Raw genomic sequence first — 18,898 nt, 5'->3', positions numbered from 1 at the left:
AGCATGAGTTGTTATATGAGGAGGACAGACATCATGGAGAACGAGAATGTCTCAAAGAATTTTATCGAACAGTTTATAGATCAGGATATAGAGGAAGGACATTGCAAAACTGTCCATACAAGATTTCCACCGGAGCCGAACGGATATCTTCATATCGGACATGCCAAGTCCATACTTTTAAATTCTGGACTTGCACAGAAATATAATGGAAAATTCAATTTACGATTTGATGATACGAATCCGACCAAAGAAAAATCGGAGTTCGTGGAAGCAATTAAAGAAGATATCAAATGGCTTGGTGCAGACTGGGAGGACAGACTGTTTTTCGCATCCGATTATTTTGACCAGATGTATGAAGCAGCAGTAAAGCTGATCAAAAAAGGAAAAGCATACGTTTCTGATCTGAGTGCAGATGAGATCCGTGAGTACCGTGGTACTCTGACAGAGCCTGGAAAAGAAGATCCGGCGAGCTCAAGAAGCGTGGAAGAGAATCTTGCTTTATTTGAAGATATGAAAAACGGTAAATTTGCTGACGGAGAGAAAGTGCTCCGTGCAAGGATCGATATGACATCTTCAAATATCAATATGAGAGATCCGGTTATTTACCGTGTGGCACATATGACACATCACAGAACCGGAGATAAATGGTGCATCTATCCAATGTATGATTTTGCACATCCATTAGAGGATGCGATTGAGGGAATTACCCATTCTATCTGTACACTGGAATTTGAGGATCACAGACCTCTTTACAACTGGGTAATTGATGAAGTCGGCAAGGACATGATCCCTGACAAGGATGAGATGCCTCCAAGACAGATCGAGTTTGCAAAATTATATCTGACAAATGTTGTAACCGGAAAAAGATATATCAAACGTCTTGTAGAGGAAGGTATCGTAGACGGCTGGGATGATCCGCGTCTTGTATCGATCGCAGCACTCCGCAGAAGAGGATTTACACCGGAATCTTTAAAAATGTTCGTAGAACTCTGCGGTATTTCCAAGGCAAACAGTTCCGTGGATTATGCAATGTTAGAATACTGCATCCGTGAGGATCTAAAGATGAAACGTCCGCGTATGATGGCAATCTTAGATCCGGTCAAAGTGGTGATCGATAACTACCCGGAGGGAGAGACAGAGTATCTTGAGGTAGTTAATAACCTTGAGAACGAGGAACTTGGTGTGCGTAAAGTTCCATTTTCACGCGAACTTTATATTGACCGTGAAGATTTTATGGAGGAGCCGCCAAAGAAATATTTCCGTATGTTCCCAGGCAACGAAGTGCGCCTGATGAATGCATATTTCGTGACATGCAACAGTTTTGTGAAAGATGAAAATGGAGTGGTAACTGAGATACACTGTACTTACGATCCGGCTTCAAAAGGTGGAAACAGCCCGGACGGACGTAAAGTAAAAGGAACGATCCAGTGGGTATCGGCAGCACAGGCAGTTCCGGCTGAAATCCGTCTCTATGAAAATATTGTGGATGAGGAAAAAGGCGTGTATAATGAAGACGGAAGTCTGAATCTGAATCCGAATTCCCTTACGATTTTGAAAAACTGTGTTGTTGAGGAAAACTTAAAAGATGCAAAAGCATATGACAGTTTCCAGTTTGTAAGACAGGGATTTTTCTGTGTGGATGCAAAGGATTCAACCGCAGATCATCTGGTATTTAACAGAATTGTGTCATTAAAGAGCTCATTTAAATTACCTAATGCATAAGCATTAGCTACACCGGGATGGTGCATTTGCACCCGGAAACGGGCGTATCAGGAAAGGATATGAAATACATATGAATTTATTTGCAGGATTGGAAAAATTTGGTATCAAAGCGGATAACACAACGGATCTGTTTGAAGAAGAGAAAAAGCCGGCAGCATCTGCTAATGGAGGAAAAACAGAAGCTGCTCCGACAGAAGACAGTTTTCTGTTAGACAAAGCGATCCGCTGTACTGTATGTGATAAGGTATTTAAGACCAAAATGATCAAAAACGGACGAATCAAACGATTAGAGCCGGATCTGGATCTGCGTCCACGTTTTGAATATATTGATACATTAAAATATGATGTGGCATCCTGCCCGTATTGCGGATATACAGCGATGAACCGCTATTTTGAGCATGTAACATCAGGACAGATCAAACTGGTCAAAGAACAGGTTTGTGCGAACTTCAAACCAAGTGGTTCTGATGAACCAATGGTTTTAGACTATGACCAGGCGATTGAGCGTTATAAACTGGCACTGTTTAACACGATCGTGAAAAAAGGAAAGACGAGTGAGAAAGCATATACCTGTCTGAAACTTTCCTGGCTGTATCGTGGAAAAGGGGAAGAGTTAAAAGGAACTGATCCTGAAACATTAGGGAAGAAAAAAGAGGTAAAAGAGCAGGAAGAAGCATTTTACCAGCAGGCATATGAAGGCTTTATGAAAGCAATGTCTACAGAGATGTTCCCGATGTGTGGAATGGATCAGTGTACCGTAGATTATCTTCTTGCAGCAATGGCATATCATTTTAAAAAATATGATGTGGCATCTAAGTGTATTTCAAGGATTCAGGCTGCGCCTTCCGCATCAAAGAAGATGAAAGACCGCGCATATGATTTAAAAGAAAAGATCGTTGCAGAAATCAAAAAAAGCAAATAGGCAAAATTATAATGATTGAAATAATGATTGATCTACAGGGGGGAGCGAAAGCTCCCCTCTATGAGAAAATATATGAGTATATCAAACGGGATGTCATTGCGGGAAAGATTCCCGTCGGGGAAAAACTTCCATCAACAAGACTTTTGTCAAAACATTTGTCTGTAAGCAGAAGTACCGTGGAAATGGCATATGAACAGCTCCTGGCAGAGGGATACATCAAAGCAGAACCTTGCAGGGGTTTTTTTGTATGCGATATTACGGAATTATATGAATTTGGTCATGCAGAAAATGGATCAAAAGATATAGCTCCATTTGGGAAAAAGGGACAGAAAGAGAAAATGGGGGAAGATATCATTGACTTCTCACCATATGCGATCGATACCGAACATTTTCCATATAATGTGTGGAGAAAATTAAATAAAAATGTGCTGTTAGATGACCGGGAGGAATTGCTTTTATCCGGAGATGGACAGGGAGATTATGGACTCAGAAAGGCGATTGCAGCTTATCTTCATCAGGCGAGAGGGGTTAACTGTGAGCCGGATCAGTTGATTATCGGAGCCGGAAATGAATATCTTGAGATCTTACTGACACAGATTTTGGGCAGAAATAAGCGTGTCCTGATGGAGAATCCGACTTATCTGCAGGCATATCATACATTTTTAAATATGGGATACCAGATGTCACTGGTTACCGTGGAAGAAGATGGAATAGATCCCTGGAAAGTCAGAAAATATGATCCGGATATTGTCTACATTATGCCTTCCCATCAGTTTCCGCTTGGAACGGTCATGCCGTTAAAGCAGAGACTGGAGCTGCTGAAATGGGCTTCTGAAAAAGAAAACAGGTATTTGATCGAAGATGATCACGACAGTGAATACAGGTATCGTGGAAAGCCGATCCCGTCCCTGCAGAGTGTGGATCATTTTGATAAGGTTATTTATATTGGAACTTTTTCTAAGAGCATTGCACCGTCACTTCGAATCAGTTATATGGTGCTTCCGCCGGAATTGTTAAATCATTATCATGAAAAATGTGGATTTTACTCTGCGACTGTTCCTAAAATCCAGCAGGAGGTATTGCGTGCGTTTATTGAAGAGGGACATTTTGAACGTCATCTGAATAAGATGAGAGGAATTTACCGTGCAAAACATGATTTCCTCCTTGCGGAACTAAAAAAGAGAAACTGGGTGGAAAAAGTTTACGGAGATCATGCAGGACTGCATGTTCTGGTGCAGATACGTACAGAAAAAAAAGAAGCGGAGATATGTGACCTTGCAGGAAAGCAGGGAATACGTATCTATGGAATCAGTGAATACGTTGTTCCGGAAATGGCTTCGAATGGATATGAGAATACAAAATACAGCAAGTATTCCATAGAAAGTGAAAAAATCGGATCTGCCGGAACTGCACCGGACAAACCGATTCTTTTACTTGGTTATGGAAGACTGTGTGAAGATGAGATCCGGAAAGGACTTTTGATATTAGATACAATTATATGATGTATTCAATACTGTTTTCGGGCGTTTTCCTGGTATTTGTGTTGAACAGGATCACAGCCTCACGTTCCTCATATGGTCCCATTTCATAAAAGCCGACACCGGTACTAGAAAGCCTGTCGATTGAAATCATGCGGTTAGCACGCTTTGGCTGATCGGTGATAAAGGTGATGCCATCTTCAAAGAATTCTTTGTCGAGTTCAGGGTCATCTATCTCTTCATAATATGGATCAAACACATAAATATCATTGTCCGAAACGCCAGTCAGCAGAATATAATGCGGTACTTCTAAGTAGACACGGAGCAAAACAGCACCACCCTGCTGCAGGGCACCGATAATACAACTGTTTTGGGATAATACGACATCTTTTTTAGATAGAAAATTGCAGGAAATAGGAAAATTTTTCACTTGTCCAAACTGGGTAAGCCAGTTGCTTAAAAACATCATGGCAGATGCGGAAGTACCGCGTTTTCCTACCTCACCGGCTTCATTATAAGAATCGAGACAATAGAGCATAATATATTTGACAATATCAGGATAAATTTCTTCACGGTCAAACAGATATCGGATTGCATTTGTCAAGGTGGTCGGACCACAGTCATATTCAGTGGATTGATAGATTAACAGATTTTTCATGTGTATTGCCTCTTTTCTTTATTCTAAGGAATACTATAATCAGCCGTAATTTTTTTGTCAATCTGAAAGATGCTAAGTTGTGAATCACCTTTTGACACCTGGATATTCTGAAAAAATGATTGACAATTTAAAAAAGAAAAAATATAATTTACCTAATTCCTAGTGGATTACTAGTAATAATGCGCAAAAAGTACTGGTTTATGTGCGAGAAGCGGGCATAATACAGTTTTTTGTCAGAAAGTGAGGAAATTATGAGAAAAGAAAGAAGATGGAAAAAAGTCCTGTCGGCGCTTATGCTTACGGCTGCGATGGGGATTACTGCTGTTGGATGCGGGACTTCTGGCGGCAATACAGGCAGTTGGCCGCAGGGGGAAAATGCTGCAGCAACAGAGATGGCAGAAGTTTCAGATGATATTGTAAACATTGGTGTTACGGATACACTTGGAACATTAAATCCGCTTTTGATGGATGGCGGTGAGATCAATAAATATGCGACCAGCCTGATGTTTCTTCCACTGGTGGAATTAAATTCCAAACTGGAATTTGAAGGTGAGATCGCTGATTCTGTCACAACGGAAGATAATAAAAATTTTATCGTGCATATCGATGAGAAAGCAACCTGGTCAGATGGCGAGAAGATCACTGCGGATGATGTGGTATATACAGCACTTCGTCTGACTTCCCCGGTTATTGGAAATACCTCCATGATGTATTATGTGTTTGAAGGTGTCGGAGATGACGGTTTTACGGAAGAGGGAGCGGAGAGTATCGACGGTATCAAAGCGATTGATGATGCAACAGTACAGTTTACTACAAAAGATGAGATGTCATTAACCACATTTGAAAATTCCTATGCACGTTATCTGATGACACTTCCAAAACATGTGATCGAGCAGTACAGTGAGGAAGAATTAAAGACGGCTGACTGGTTTAATCATCCGGATGTGGTCAGCGGACCATATATGGTGACGGATTTTGATGTCGATCATTATATTTCTTATAAAGCGAATGAAAATTACTGGAAAGGTGCACCAAAGATCGCGAAACTCAATATCAAGATCGTAAGCGGCAGTCAGCTTTATGCCGGATTACAGTCCGGGGAGATCGACATTACACAGCCGACAATGAGTGTTATCCCACAGGAAGATTATGACAGCATTGAAGGACTTTCCAATGTGAATGTTGTATACGGAGAACCGGTAACAAACCAGTCCGTGTTTATCCAGACAAAGAATGTTCCTGATGTGCGTGTGCGTCAGGCAATGTTATATGCAATTGACCGTAAGATGGTTTTAGAGCAGCTTTTAAAAGGAAAAGGTGAAGTTGTAGACGGATTTCTTTCTTCTGCAAGTCCTTTTTATGACGATGGCATCGTTCCGGTAGAACAGGATGTGGAGAAAGCGAAAGAACTTTTAGCAGAGGCCGGATGGGACGGATCACAGACTTTACGTTTTTATGTGAATTCCGGAGACGGCGCATTCGTAAATGCAGCAAATGTGTTTGTGGCACAGTGGGCTGCAGTTGGTATTAAGGTGGAAGTGCAGACAGTGGATTTTGCAACCCTGATGTCTGTAGCAGGTACAAATGATTATGATATTTTGGCGGTACAGTATACTTATGCGCCGGTTGATCCATACCCGGATGTAGCATGGCTTTTAGGTGGCGAGGAGAGCTGGACCGGATACGGAGATGACAGTGTAAATGAAGCACTTGCAAAGACACAGACGACAAGTGATATTGATGAGATCAAAGGTCTTTATTCAGTAGTGGATCAGAAAGTGCAGGAAGATGTGCCGATGTTCTCTGCTTATATTGTCAGTGCGCAGGCGGCTGTTAACAAACGTCTGGTAAATGCCACACCAAGTGTGTATGGTTTCTTTAATAATGTAGAACAGTGGGAAATTACGAAATAAGGAACGGGAAAATCAATGTCAAAATTATTACAGGTAAATGATCTGACGACAGCGTTTACCGGAGATTTTGGAAAAAAGATCAGTGTGGATCATGTCAGTTTTGAAGTTGCAGAAGGAGAAACGGTTTGTATCGTTGGTGAGTCCGGCTGTGGCAAGAGTGTAACATCACTGTCTATAATGGGATTATTAGGAAAGGGCGGAGCTGTTATTGACGGCTCTGTCCTCTTTACAAACAAAAATCTGCTGGATATGGATGAAAAGCAGTTAGATATGATCCGCGGAAATCAGATGACGATGGTTTTTCAGGACCCTTTAACGTCGTTAAATCCGGTGTTTACGATTGGAAGTCAGATTACGGAGAGTATACGCATCCATCTGCATCTTTCAAAAAAAGAAGCAAAAGAGAGGGCTGTTACGATTTTAGAGAAAGTCGGGATGCCGGATGCGCGTGCAGCAATGAAAAAATATCCGCATATGTTATCCGGAGGGATGCGTCAGCGTGTGATGATCGCGATGGCACTTTGCTGCAATCCAAAACTTCTCATTGCGGATGAACCGACAACGGCGCTGGATGTGACGATTCAGGCTCAGATCATGGAGCTGATGAAAGAACTGCAAAAAGAGATTGGGATGTCAGTGATCCTGATCACGCATGATATTGGACTTGTGGCGCAGATGGCGGATCGTGTGCTTGTTATGTATGCGGGACAGATTATAGAGATGGCATCAGTGAAAGATCTTTTTTATCATCCGGCACATCCGTATACGAAAGCACTGCTTGATACGGTTCCGGGTATTTATGATGAGAGTGGAAGGACACTTGCATCAATTTCAGGCATTGTACCGGAAAATTATGACCAGATCACAGGGTGCCGGTTTGCAGACCGCTGTGCATTTGCCGGAGAAGGCTGCGTGGAAAAGCAGGAGATGAAGGAGATAGAAAAGGATCATTTTGTACGCTGCCATAAGGCTTGCAGGAGTTAAATGGAATGGATAAAGAACTGATCAGAGTAGAAAAATTAAAAAAATATTATGACATCAAAGGTGGTATCATTACCCATACTGTCAGTCAGGTACAGGCAGTTGACGGTGTTGATTTTTCAATAAAAAAGGGCGAGACACTTGGTCTGGTTGGAGAGTCCGGATGTGGAAAATCCACGATCGGACAGCTTTTAGTCGGGCTGATTTCACCGACGGACGGAGCGATTTACTATCATGGAGAAAAAATCGCTGCAAAATCACTTACCCACAATGAAAAAAAAGCACGAAAACAGGCAGGAACCGGTCTTCAGATGATCTTTCAGGATTCCTATTCCTCTTTAAATCCCCGGAAACGTATCTATGATATTTTGGCACAGCCAATGTTATATCATGGAATTTCGGATAAGAGAACAATTGACACTGATATAAAACAGCTTTTAGATATGGTCGGACTGCCCCAGAGCACACTTTTAAAATATCCGCATGAATTTTCGGGTGGACAGAGACAGCGTATTGGAATAGCAAAAGCGTTGTCATTAAAACCAGAGTTCATCGTGTGTGATGAACCGGTCAGTGCACTTGATGTGTCGATACAGGCACAGATATTAAATCTGATCCGTGAGTTACAAAATGAACTGGGACTGACAAGTCTGTTTGTGGGGCATGGTCTTGGAGCTGTCCGTTACGTGAGTGACAGGATCGCGGTTATGTACCTTGGGAAGATCGTTGAGATCGCAGATGCCAGTGAAGTGTTCTTACATCCTGCACATCCGTATACAAAAGCGCTGACACATGCAGCACCGGTTGCAGATCCGGGACGCCGGGAAGAAAAGCCTGCAGTTTTAAAAGGCGAGGTTGCTTCCGCGGTGCATCCTCCAAAAGGATGCCGGTTTCATCCGAGGTGTCCGTATGCGAGAGACGACTGCCGGCTGAGTGAGCCGGTGCTTTTACCGATTGCCGGAAAACCGGATCATCTGGTGGCATGTCCTTATTATGAGGGGACAGAAAAAGCGTAAAATGCGGTGATGCACAAAAGCAGTGATGCAAAAGTGCAGGAAATGAGGAATCATATGACAAAATATATTATCAAACGTATCCTGATCGCGATTCCGGTATTGCTCGGTATTACTGTGATCGATTATGCGATCATGTGTATGGCGGGGAGTCCGCTTGAAATGCTGCAGGGACCGCGTGTTTCGGAAGCTGCAGTACAGGCAAAAGCAATAGCACTTGGACTCGACAAACCATTTTATGTGCAGTATTTTGTGTGGCTGGGACAGCTTCTGCATGGGAATATGGGATATTCCATTAAAAATTACCAGCCTGTTGCAGATATGATCGCAAGCCATCTGGGACCAACATTGCTTTTGATGGGGGTATCACTGTTTGTCAGTATATTGCTTGCTGTTCCGTCAGGAATTTACAGTGCGATCCATCAGTATTCAAAAGGTGATTATACGGTAGTGACATTATCATTTCTTGGCAGCAGTATTCCGGGATTTTTCCTTGCCATGCTTCTCATCTATCTGTTTACAGTCAAATTGGGCTGGCTGCCCTCCGGTGGAATGACAACGCTTGGCACGTCCGGTGGTGCAGCAGATGTGGCGGCACATATGGTTATGCCGGTCATTGTCCTTGCGGTGTCCATGGCAGGAACAAATATCCGCTATATCCGCAGTGCAGTGCTTGAAATCTTACAGCAGGATTATCTGCGTACAGCACGGGCAAAGGGAATCGGACATTTTCTTGTCATCAATAAACATGCACTGCGCAATGCCTTAGTTCCGATCGTGACGGTCATTGGAATGGAAATACCGGTATTGTTTGGCGGTTCTATTATTGTGGAGCAGGTATTTTCCTGGCCGGGACTTGGTCTTATGACGATGAGTGCGATCACAAACCGTGATTATCCGGTTATTATGGGAGTCTGTCTGCTCTCAGCGATCGTTGTACTGCTCGGTAATCTTCTGACGGATATTTTATATGCGGTAGTAGATCCGACGATAAAACTTCAGTAAAGAGGTTGAATTTGTATGATAAAAAAGAAAAAAGAAAACTTAAATGAAACATATATGCAGATGGTGCTGCGTCGTTTCCGTGCACATCATCTTGCAAAAATCAGCCTTGTGATACTGGTTGTTGTCGGACTGGCGGCATTGTTTGCACCGGTTGTTGCGCCTTATGACCCGGATGCAATTGTCGGAACGTTTAGTGGAGCACCGTGTAAAGAGTTTATTCTTGGAACAGATCAGATCGGCAGGGACGTATTCAGCAGGCTTTTATATGCAACAAGGATATCACTGCTTGTGGGAATCCTTGCTACAGCCATATCGACGGTGATTGGTGTGGTACTTGGCCTGATCGCGGGATATTTTGGCGGAGTGGCAGATATGATACTGATGCGTTTTACGGATATGGTCATGTCTTTTCCTTATATCCTTCTGGTGCTTGTTGCAGCAGCGATCTTTAAACCGGGATTGTGGAGTATTATTCTGATTCTGGGATTTGTAGACTGGCCTGGGGTAGCAAGACTGGTACGTGGAAATGTGCTCAGCTTACGTGAAACAAATTTTGTCAAAGGAAATGTAGTGGCAGGCATGCCGCTTCGTCATATCCTGTTTTCCGAGATTTTGCCAAATACGGTTGCGCCGATCCTCGTATATGCAACTTCTGTTATGGCAATCTCCATGTTAGATGAGGCGGCGTTAAGTTTCCTTGGCATGGGTGTGCAGCCTCCGATGGCAAGCCTTGGAAATATGCTAAACGGAGCACAGTCTATTACGGTACTGACGTCACAGCCTTGGCTCTGGCTGCCTCCGGGGATCATGATCGTTGTGCTGGTTATTTCCATCAACTTTGTTGGGGATGCACTGCGTGATGCATTTGATCCGTCTGGTGGGCGCAGATAGGTGCCCATGGATCATGAGCTTCCCTGTGTAGGGTGGTTCTGGAGGGTTACGATTGGCAAATTGCATCAAGCCGGGACTGTTTTGTTTCCGTTGTCCGAAAATAAGAAAGCGATTTCGCTCTGATAATAATCAGAGTGAAATTAGTATGCCTGATTCAGGTTGGGGCGGAGTGACGCATGCCTCAACAAACCAGCATTTGCCGGGCGGCTTATGATATTATATTATGCAGAAAAGCAGAATGGAGAAGTATATGGAACAGAAAGTATTAGAGCAGAAACTTACGGATTTCTTTGAGGAACTTCACAGTCACCCAGAGCTATCCTATGAGGAATATGAGACGACGGAGCGGATCAAAAGAGAACTTCATGCAGCAGGAATCGAAATTTTACAGACACCATTAAAAACCGGCGTGGTTGCCATAATACGAGGCGCACAACCGGGAAAAACATATGGATTGCGTTGTGACATTGATGCACTGCCGATCATGGAGGAGACAGAGCTGCCTTATAAGTCAGAAATTCCGGGAAAGATGCATGCCTGCGGACATGATTTCCATACGGCAGCAGTGCTTGGAACAGCATTACTCTTGCAGGAGCGAAAAGAGAAACTGCATGGAAATGTAAAAATTCTGTTCCAGCCGGCAGAGGAGTCGTCACATGGAGCAGAGACGGTTCTGCAGACAGGGATACTTTCTGATGTGGAGGCGATTTTTGGTCTGCACACAGCAGCATATCTTCCGGTTGGCACACTTGGAATCCGTGCCGGAAGTGTTATGGCGGCGGTAGACCGGTTTGAATTAAATATTACGGGTACAGGCTGCCATGGCGGTCATCCGGATGAGGGAGTGGACACGATACTTGTGGCGGCATCTGTGATACAGGCATTGCAGAGCATTGTCGGCAGAAACTTAAATCCGTTTCATACGGGGGTGGTCAGTGTGACAAGGATTCATGGCGGTAATACCTGGAATGTGATTCCGGATAAAGTGGAATTAGAGGGAACAGTTCGTTCCATGGACAAAGAGGATCGTGTTTTTATAGAAAAACGCATGCGCGGGATTGCAGAAAACACAGCCGCAGCGTATGGTGCGAAGGCAGAATTACTATGGTATCCGGGACCTCCTGCAACAGTCAATGAGGAAACATGGAGTGCGTTTGCAGAAGATGTGGCAAAAGAATGTGGCTATGAGGTTGTTCCACAGCGAAATTCAACAGGTGGAGAGGATTTTGCATTTTATCTGGAAAAGATACCGGGATGTTTTATCAATGTCGGGACAGGGGTTGGTTATCCAAACCATCATCCACAATTTTATGCGGATGAGGCTGCACTTGCACCGGCAGCAGAGTATTTTGCAAGACTGTTAGAAGAAGCACTTGGTAAATAATACAAAAACAGGAGTCCTTGCGGGCTCCTGTTTTTTGATCTCAGATCATGAACTGTCTGAATTGAAATCAGAATTTCTGATTAATCCTCGTATTTGTTTTTCTCGCCGATCTCCTGCATTTTCATAGCACGAACTTTTAATGGAAGTCCGAACAGTGTGATAAATCCGGAAGCATCATGATGGTCATAAAGATCACCGGTTGTGAAACTTGCGAGTGACTCACTGTACAGAGAATATTTTGAAGTAGTTCCGGCTTTGATGATGTTACCTTTGTATAATTTGAATTTTACTTCACCGGTTACATATTCCTGTGTGGAAGTAACGAAAGCTCTGACTGCATCACATAAAGGTGTGAACCATTTTCCTTCGTAAACGATCTGGGCAAGTTTGTTTCCCATATCTTTTTTAACTTCCATGGTAGCACGGTCTAAAACAAGCTCCTCTAACTGCTGATGAGCTTCCATTAAGATCGTTCCGCCAGGAGTTTCGTATACACCGCGGGATTTCATACCAACAACACGGTTCTCAACGATATCAATGATGCCGACACCATGTTTGCCGCCGAGACGGTTTAATTCACGGATGATATCGGAAACCTTCATCTCTTTTCCGTTTACGGAAGTCGGAACACCTTTCTCAAATGTCATAGTTACATATTCGCCTTCTTCCGGAGCTTTTTCCGGGGAAACACCGAGAACTAAAAGGTGGTCGTAGTTAGGCTCGCATGCAGGATCCTCTAATTCAAGACCTTCATGGCTGATGTGCCAGATGTTACGGTCACGGCTGTAGCTTGTGTCGGCAGAGAATGGAAGATGAATGCCGTGTGCTTTGCAGTATTCGATCTCTGATTCACGGGAATCCATAGTCCACTTCGGATCTCTCCATGCAGCGATGATCTTTAAGTCAGGAGCAAGTGCTTTGATGCCAAGCTCGAAACGGATCTGATCGTTTCCTTTACCGGTAGCACCGTGGCAGATTGCAGTAGCGCCTTCTTTTCTTGCAACTTCAACTAATTTCTTAGCGATCAGAGGACGTGCCATAGAGGTTCCAAGTAAATATTTGTTCTCGTAAATGGCATTTGCCTGAACACATGGCATAATGTAATCATCACAGAACTCGTCGATGATATCTACAATGTATAATTTGGAAGCTCCACAGGAGATAGCTCTTTCTTCAAGACCGTCTAATTCTTCTTCCTGACCACAGTCGATACAGCAGCAGATAACTTCGTAATCATAATTTTCCTTTAACCATGGAATAATGGCGGTGGTATCAAGTCCGCCGGAGTACGCTAAAATAACTTTTTCCTTCATGTGATACAGCCCTTTCTGTTATGTATATTTGATCCATTTGTTTCCGGATCATTGACTAAAAACAATATACAACAAAAAATATAGAAACGCAAGTGAAAAAATATACATTCATTATTCATAAAAATGCATAAAGATTATACAAAATGCAGAAAAAGGCTTAATATATAGTATGCTAAAGAAAAAAGATAAAAAATGGTATTGCATAAAAAACAAAACGAATGTATAATTATGCAATATCAAACAGCGTATGAAAAAAGATACTTTACGACTGCGATGAGGTGTATTAATATAGGAAGAAAGATGCTTATGCAGGTATGCCTGTATACAATGACAGATAAGAAATTTTAAAAGGCATATAAAATAAGGATAAGCAGAAAGGACGAAAAAATGATAAGAGCAGGAATTATCGGAGCAACCGGTTATGCAGGAAATGAACTGGTTCGTATTTTAATGGGACATAAAGAAGTGGAGATCAAATGGTATGGATCCCGCAGTTACATAGATAAAAAATATGCAGAAGTTTATCAGAACATGTTTGAGATCGTGGATGATGTGTGCTTAGACGATAACATGGATGAACTTGCAAGCCAGGTGGATGTGATCTTTACAGCAACTCCGCAGGGATTTTTAGCAGGGGTGCTGACAGAAGATATATTAAATAAGGTAAAGATCATAGATTTGAGTGCTGATTTCAGAATCAAGGATGTATCTGTTTATGAGAAATGGTACAAGATCGAGCACAAGACTCCGCAGTTTATTGAAGAAGCTGTTTATGGACTCTGTGAGATCAACCGTGATAAAGTAAAAGGAGCAAGATTGATTGCAAATCCGGGCTGTTATACCACTTGCTCTATTCTGACAGCGTACCCGCTTGTAAAAGAGGGCATGATCGATCCTAATACGCTGATCATTGATGCAAAATCAGGAACTTCCGGTGCAGGGCGTGGCGCGAAACTGCCAAATCTGTTCTGTGAAGTCAATGAAAACATGAAAGCATATGGAGTGACAAATCACCGTCATACACCGGAGATCGAGGAACAGCTTGGTTATGCGGCAGGAAAAGAGATCGTTGTTAATTTTACACCGCATCTGGTTCCGATGAACCGTGGTATTCTTGCAACAGAGTATGCGACACTGGTGAAAAAAGCAGATGGCAGCCTTCCTTCTTATGAAGAAGTAAAAGCAGTCTATGATAAATATTATGCGAAAGAAAAATTTGTCCGTGTACTTGAGAAAGATGTCTGCCCGGAGACGAAATGGGTAGAGGGCAGCAACTATGTGGATGTCAACTTTAAGATTGATGAGAGAACCGGCCGTATCGTGATGATGGGAGCACTTGATAATCTGGTAAAAGGTGCAGCAGGTCAGGCGGTACAGAACATGAACCTGTTATTTGGTTTTGATGAGGCAGAAGGCTTAAATATGGTTCCGATGTTCCCATAAAGTGGATGGACGATTACATTGGAGTCTGTGACTACAATTTTATGTGGTAAAAAATAACTGGATGAGACAGTTATGCTAGAAGAGGAATAAAAGACATGAAAGAGAACAAGGTAAATATCCGTGAGATGACAATGGAGGATTTTGAGGAGGTACATGCGCTGTGGATGGGAATCCACGGGTTTGGAATCCGGAGCATTGACGATTCGAAAGAAGGTGTGGAACGTTTTATCAGACGTAATCCGACTACCAGCATGGTGGCGTGCGAAAATGGAAGGATCGTCGGTGCGATTCTGTGTGGTCATGATGGAAGACGCGGATGTTTATATCATGTCTGCGTTCACGAAGATTACAGAAAGCAGGGCATTGGACAAAAGATGGTGGAGGCCTGTCTTGCAGCTTTAAAACGTGAACATGTCAATAAAGTAAATCTGATCGCCTTCAAAAAAAATGATGTTGGAAATTATTTCTGGCAGGGGATGGGATGGACATTCCGTGAGGATGTTAATTATTATGAATATGTCACAAATGAAGAAAACCAGACGATATTTAATCCGTAAAAATACAATTTTCACACGCAGGATTTGAGCTACGCACAAACCTGAGATGCAAAAGAAAACTTTGTCTGCATTAGAAAGCAGTGCAGGAATGGAGGAAACGATGAAACAGATCAAAGGCGGAGTTACCGCAGCAAAAGGATTTGAAGCAGCAAGCACAGCAGCAGGAATCAAATATAAAGACAGAACAGATATGGCAATGATCTACAGCGAGGTTCCGTGTGCAGTGGCAGGTACATTTACCACAAATATTGTAAAGGCCGCTCCGGTAAAATGGGATCAGCATGTAGTCTATGACAGCAAAATGGCGCAGGCAGTTGTTGTCAATGCAGGTATCGCAAATGCATGTACCGGAGAAGAGGGAATGGGCTACTGTAAAGCAACCGCAGAAAAAGTAAACAATCTGCTTCATATCCCGACGGATGAGGTACTTGTGGCATCAACCGGAGTCATTGGTATGCAGCTTCCGATCGAACGTATCTGTGCGGGAGTTGAAACGATGGTTCCACAATTAAATGGCGATATCGAAAGCGGACATAAAGCTGCACTTGCGATCATGACAACGGATACGCATGAGAAAGAAGTGGCAGTTGAGATCGAACTTTCTGGTAAGACGGTCACGATCGGCGGCATGTGCAAAGGTTCCGGCATGATCCATCCGAATATGTGTACCATGTTAAGTTTTGTGACAACGGATGCTGCGATTTCACAGGAGTTGTTATTAGAAGCATTAAAAGCGGACGTGGAAGATACCTATAACATGATCTCTGTAGATGGCGATACATCCACAAATGACACCTGTCTTCTGCTGGCAAACGGAACGGCAGAAAATACAAAGATCACAGAGAAAAATGCGGATTATGAGACATTTACAAAAGCACTCCGTTTTGTCAACGAGACACTTGCAAAACAGATGGCAGGAGACGGAGAAGGTGCAACTGCATTGTTTGAAGTGAAAGTAGTCGGAGCTGAGACAAAAGAACAAGCAAAGATCTTAAGCAAATCCGTCATCACATCAAGCCTTACCAAGGCAGCTATCTATGGACATGATGCAAACTGGGGCAGAATCCTCTGTGCCATGGGCTACTCTGGTGCACAGTTTGATCCGGAAAAAGTAGACTTATTCTTTGAGAGTGCCGCAGGAAAAATGCAGATCATCAAAGACGGTGTCGCCGTCGATTACAGCGAAGAAGAAGCAACCAAAATCTTATCCGAGCCGGCAGTCACCGCCATCGCCGACATCAAAATGGGAGATGCAGAAGCTACCGCCTGGGGCTGCGATCTAACCTACGACTATGTAAAAATCAACGCCGACTACCGCTCATAAAAAGGCGTGCCTTCATTTTATCTGGCAGGTGGTCACAGCAAACAAAATATGGATAGAGTTTCGCACTGCAATATCAACATTTTATAGAGGAGAACCAAAGCAATGGAAGAAAATAACAATATGAAAGAAATTTTGCAGAAAGCCGAAGTGCTCATTGAAGCGCTCCCTTACATACAGCGTTTTAACCGTAAGATCATTGTGGTAAAATATGGTGGAAGCGCCATGGTAGATGAAGAATTAAAAAAACATGTCATCCAGGATGTTACCCTGTTAAAACTGGTTGGATTTAAACCAATTATTGTACACGGCGGTGGAAAAGAGATCAGCAAGTGGGTCGGAAAAGTCGGTATGGAGCCTGTATTTGTCAACGGACTGCGCAAAACAGACGAAGCGACCATGGAGATCGCTGAGATGGTGCTAAACAAAGTCAATAAGTCACTTGTGACACTGGTACAGGAACTTGGAGTAAATGCGGTCGGTATCAGTGGAAAAGATGGTGGACTTTTAAAAGTAGAGAAGAAATATTCAAACGGTGAGGATATCGGTTACGTTGGTGAAATCACTGAGGTAAAACCGCAGATCTTATATGATCTGTTAGAAAAAGATTTCCTGCCGATCATCTGTCCGGTCGGAATGGATGCAGAATACAACAGCTACAATATCAATGCGGATGATGCTGCATGTGCGATCGCAAAAGCAGTAAAAGCTGAAAAACTGGCATTTTTAACCGATATAGAGGGTGTTTACAAAGATCCGGAAGAGAAAGATACCCTGATCTCTGAACTTCGTGTATCAGAAGCAAGAGAATTGATCGGGGATGGATTTATCGGTGGCGGAATGCTTCCGAAGTTAAATAACTGTATTGATGCAATCGAGAACGGTGTTTCAAGAGTCCATATCTTAGATGGACGTATCGCACACTGCCTGCTTCTTGAAATCTTTACAAACCGCGGAATCGGAACTGCTATATTAGGAGATAAGGAGACGAAGTTTTATCATGAATAAAGAAGGATATATAAGTGAAGCAGAGGAGAATATCCTCCATACATATAACCGGTTTTCATTGGTATTAGACCATGGAGAGGGAGTGTATCTGTACGATACAGATGGCAAAGAATATCTGGATTTCGCGGCAGGTATTGCTGTGCAGGCATTCGGATATGGTAATAAAGAGTATGGGGATGCATTAAAAACACAGATCGATAAAATTATGCATACGTCAAATCTTTATTATAATGTGCCGATCATCCATGCAGCAGAGCGGGTAAAAAAGGCAAGCGGTATGGACCGTGTATTCTTTACTAACAGTGGCACAGAAGCAATCGAAGGTGCGATCAAGGCTGCAAAAAAATATGCCTATACGAGAGATGGTCATGCAGGTCATGAGATCATTGCAATGAATCATTCTTTCCATGGAAGAAGCATCGGAGCGCTTTCCGTCACCGGCAATAAACATTACCAGGAACCGTTTGAACCACTGATGCCGGGTGTGAAATTTGCAGATTACAATGATCTCGACAGTGTGAAAAAGCTGATCACGGATAAAACCTGTGCGATCCTGTTTGAAACAGTACAGGGTGAGGGCGGTATTTATCCGGCGACGAAAGAGTTTATGGAAGGTGTAAGAAGCCTTTGTGATGAGCATGATATTTTACTGATATTAGATGAGATCCAGTGTGGCATGGGACGAACAGGAGAAATGTTTGCATGGCAGCATTATGGTGTGAAACCGGATATCATGACAAGTGCAAAAGCCCTTGGCTGCGGTGTACCGGTCGGAGCATTCATGATGACAGAGAGAGTAGCAGAAAAGTCCTTAAAACCGGGCGATCATGGAACAACTTATGGTGGAAATCCATTTGTAGGGGCTGCAGTTGACAAGGTGCTTGAGATGATGGAGCGCGACCATATCACGGATCATGTCAAAGAGATCGCACCATATCTGGAAGAAAAATTAGATGAACTGGTTGATTCTTATGATTTCTTAACGGCACGCAGAGGACTTGGACTGATGCAGGGCGTTGTATCCGAAAAACCGGTCGGACAGATCGCCGCAAAAGCACTTGAGGAAGGTCTGATCGTGATTACGGCGGGGGCGGATGTACTTCGTTTTGTACCGCCACTTATCATTGAGAAGAAACATGTAGATGAGATGATCGGAAAACTGAAAAAAGCCCTGGATCAGATGTAAGGATCATGGAATAGCTGACCTGTCTGCATGATTGATGAATGGATGAAAATAAGACTGCACACGGATTTGTGCAGTCTATTGTCGTAAAATGAGGAATAGGAAA

At 43.0% G+C, this 18,898-nt stretch carries 16 protein-coding genes; 14 read left to right on the top strand and 2 right to left on the bottom strand.

Going from position 1 to position 18,898, the window contains the following annotated elements:
- Positions 1–33: 33 nt before the first annotated feature.
- The 3 genes from DXA60_RS03085 (at position 34) to pdxR (ending at position 4,146) form a co-directional block, all read left to right on the top strand.
- Positions 34–1,722: a glutamine--tRNA ligase/YqeY domain fusion protein gene (locus tag DXA60_RS03085; RefSeq protein WP_117919423.1), complete on the top strand. Its 1,689-nt coding sequence runs from the start codon at positions 34–36 to the stop codon at positions 1,720–1,722.
- Positions 1,723–1,792: 70 nt separating this feature from the next.
- Positions 1,793–2,644: a DUF2225 domain-containing protein gene (locus DXA60_RS03080; protein ID WP_117919421.1), complete on the top strand. Its 852-nt coding sequence runs from the start codon at positions 1,793–1,795 to the stop codon at positions 2,642–2,644.
- An 11-nt stretch (positions 2,645–2,655) separates the two neighbouring features.
- On the top strand, positions 2,656–4,146 hold the full coding sequence (pdxR, locus tag DXA60_RS03075; protein WP_117919419.1) for a MocR-like pyridoxine biosynthesis transcription factor PdxR: 1,491 nt from the start codon (positions 2,656–2,658) through the stop codon (positions 4,144–4,146).
- Here the strand turns inward: pdxR and DXA60_RS03070 are convergent.
- Entirely contained in the window at positions 4,139–4,780 is a 642-nt protein-coding gene (locus DXA60_RS03070; protein WP_117919417.1) for a peptidase C39, read from the bottom strand. The genes pdxR and DXA60_RS03070 overlap by 8 nt on opposite strands.
- A 251-nt stretch (positions 4,781–5,031) precedes the next feature.
- Here DXA60_RS03070 and DXA60_RS03065 point away from each other — a divergent pair, with 251 nt between their 5' ends.
- The 6 genes from DXA60_RS03065 (at position 5,032) to DXA60_RS03040 (ending at position 11,967) form a co-directional block, all read left to right on the top strand.
- Positions 5,032–6,693, top strand: coding sequence for an ABC transporter substrate-binding protein (locus tag DXA60_RS03065; RefSeq protein WP_117919415.1), 1,662 nt, complete (start codon positions 5,032–5,034; stop codon positions 6,691–6,693).
- Positions 6,694–6,708: 15 nt separating this feature from the next.
- Complete coding sequence (locus tag DXA60_RS03060; protein ID WP_117919413.1) at positions 6,709–7,677, top strand: ABC transporter ATP-binding protein; 969 nt, start codon at positions 6,709–6,711, stop codon at positions 7,675–7,677.
- A gap of 5 nt (positions 7,678–7,682) precedes the next feature.
- Entirely contained in the window at positions 7,683–8,690 is a 1,008-nt protein-coding gene (locus tag DXA60_RS03055; RefSeq protein ID WP_117919411.1) for an ABC transporter ATP-binding protein, read from the top strand.
- Positions 8,691–8,744: 54 nt separating this feature from the next.
- Positions 8,745–9,692 (top strand): ABC transporter permease, encoded by a 948-nt coding sequence (locus DXA60_RS03050; RefSeq protein WP_117919500.1) that lies wholly within the window; start codon positions 8,745–8,747, stop codon positions 9,690–9,692.
- Positions 9,693–9,707: 15 nt separating this feature from the next.
- The gene (locus DXA60_RS03045) at positions 9,708–10,583 is read left to right on the top strand and encodes an ABC transporter permease (protein WP_117919409.1); all 876 of its coding nucleotides are present in this window, start codon (positions 9,708–9,710) and stop codon (positions 10,581–10,583) included.
- A 250-nt stretch (positions 10,584–10,833) separates the two neighbouring features.
- Positions 10,834–11,967, top strand: a complete 1,134-nt coding sequence (locus tag DXA60_RS03040; RefSeq protein ID WP_243006734.1) for an amidohydrolase — start codon at positions 10,834–10,836, stop codon at positions 11,965–11,967.
- Positions 11,968–12,047: 80 nt separating this feature from the next.
- On the opposite strand, the gene DXA60_RS03035 is transcribed toward DXA60_RS03040, so the two are convergent.
- The gene (locus tag DXA60_RS03035) at positions 12,048–13,280 is read right to left on the bottom strand and encodes an argininosuccinate synthase (RefSeq protein ID WP_117919406.1); all 1,233 of its coding nucleotides are present in this window, start codon (positions 13,278–13,280) and stop codon (positions 12,048–12,050) included.
- Between the two features lie 387 nt (positions 13,281–13,667).
- Between DXA60_RS03035 and argC the strand changes: the two genes are divergently transcribed.
- The 5 genes from argC (at position 13,668) to DXA60_RS03010 (ending at position 18,795) form a co-directional block, all read left to right on the top strand.
- Positions 13,668–14,723, top strand: a complete 1,056-nt coding sequence (argC, locus tag DXA60_RS03030; RefSeq protein ID WP_117919404.1) for an N-acetyl-gamma-glutamyl-phosphate reductase — start codon at positions 13,668–13,670, stop codon at positions 14,721–14,723.
- Positions 14,724–14,818: 95 nt separating this feature from the next.
- Complete coding sequence (locus DXA60_RS03025) at positions 14,819–15,280, top strand: GNAT family N-acetyltransferase (RefSeq protein ID WP_117919402.1); 462 nt, start codon at positions 14,819–14,821, stop codon at positions 15,278–15,280.
- A 100-nt stretch (positions 15,281–15,380) separates the two neighbouring features.
- Complete coding sequence (gene argJ, locus DXA60_RS03020) at positions 15,381–16,604, top strand: bifunctional glutamate N-acetyltransferase/amino-acid acetyltransferase ArgJ (RefSeq protein WP_117919498.1); 1,224 nt, start codon at positions 15,381–15,383, stop codon at positions 16,602–16,604.
- Between the two features lie 102 nt (positions 16,605–16,706).
- A complete protein-coding gene (argB, locus tag DXA60_RS03015) occupies positions 16,707–17,609 on the top strand; it encodes an acetylglutamate kinase (protein ID WP_117919400.1) in 903 nt (300 codons plus the stop codon).
- Positions 17,602–18,795: an aspartate aminotransferase family protein gene (locus DXA60_RS03010; protein WP_117919398.1), complete on the top strand. Its 1,194-nt coding sequence runs from the start codon at positions 17,602–17,604 to the stop codon at positions 18,793–18,795. Before argB ends, DXA60_RS03010 begins: the two co-directional genes overlap by 8 nt.
- Positions 18,796–18,898 lie beyond the last annotated feature (103 nt).

Origin of the sequence: Roseburia sp. OF03-24, from assembly GCF_003463035.1 — a bacterium.
GTDB lineage: Bacteria > Bacillota > Clostridia > Lachnospirales > Lachnospiraceae > Roseburia > Roseburia rectibacter.
The sequence above is the reverse complement of the archived record's forward strand: the minus strand, read 5'-3'. Positions and strand labels throughout refer to the sequence as shown.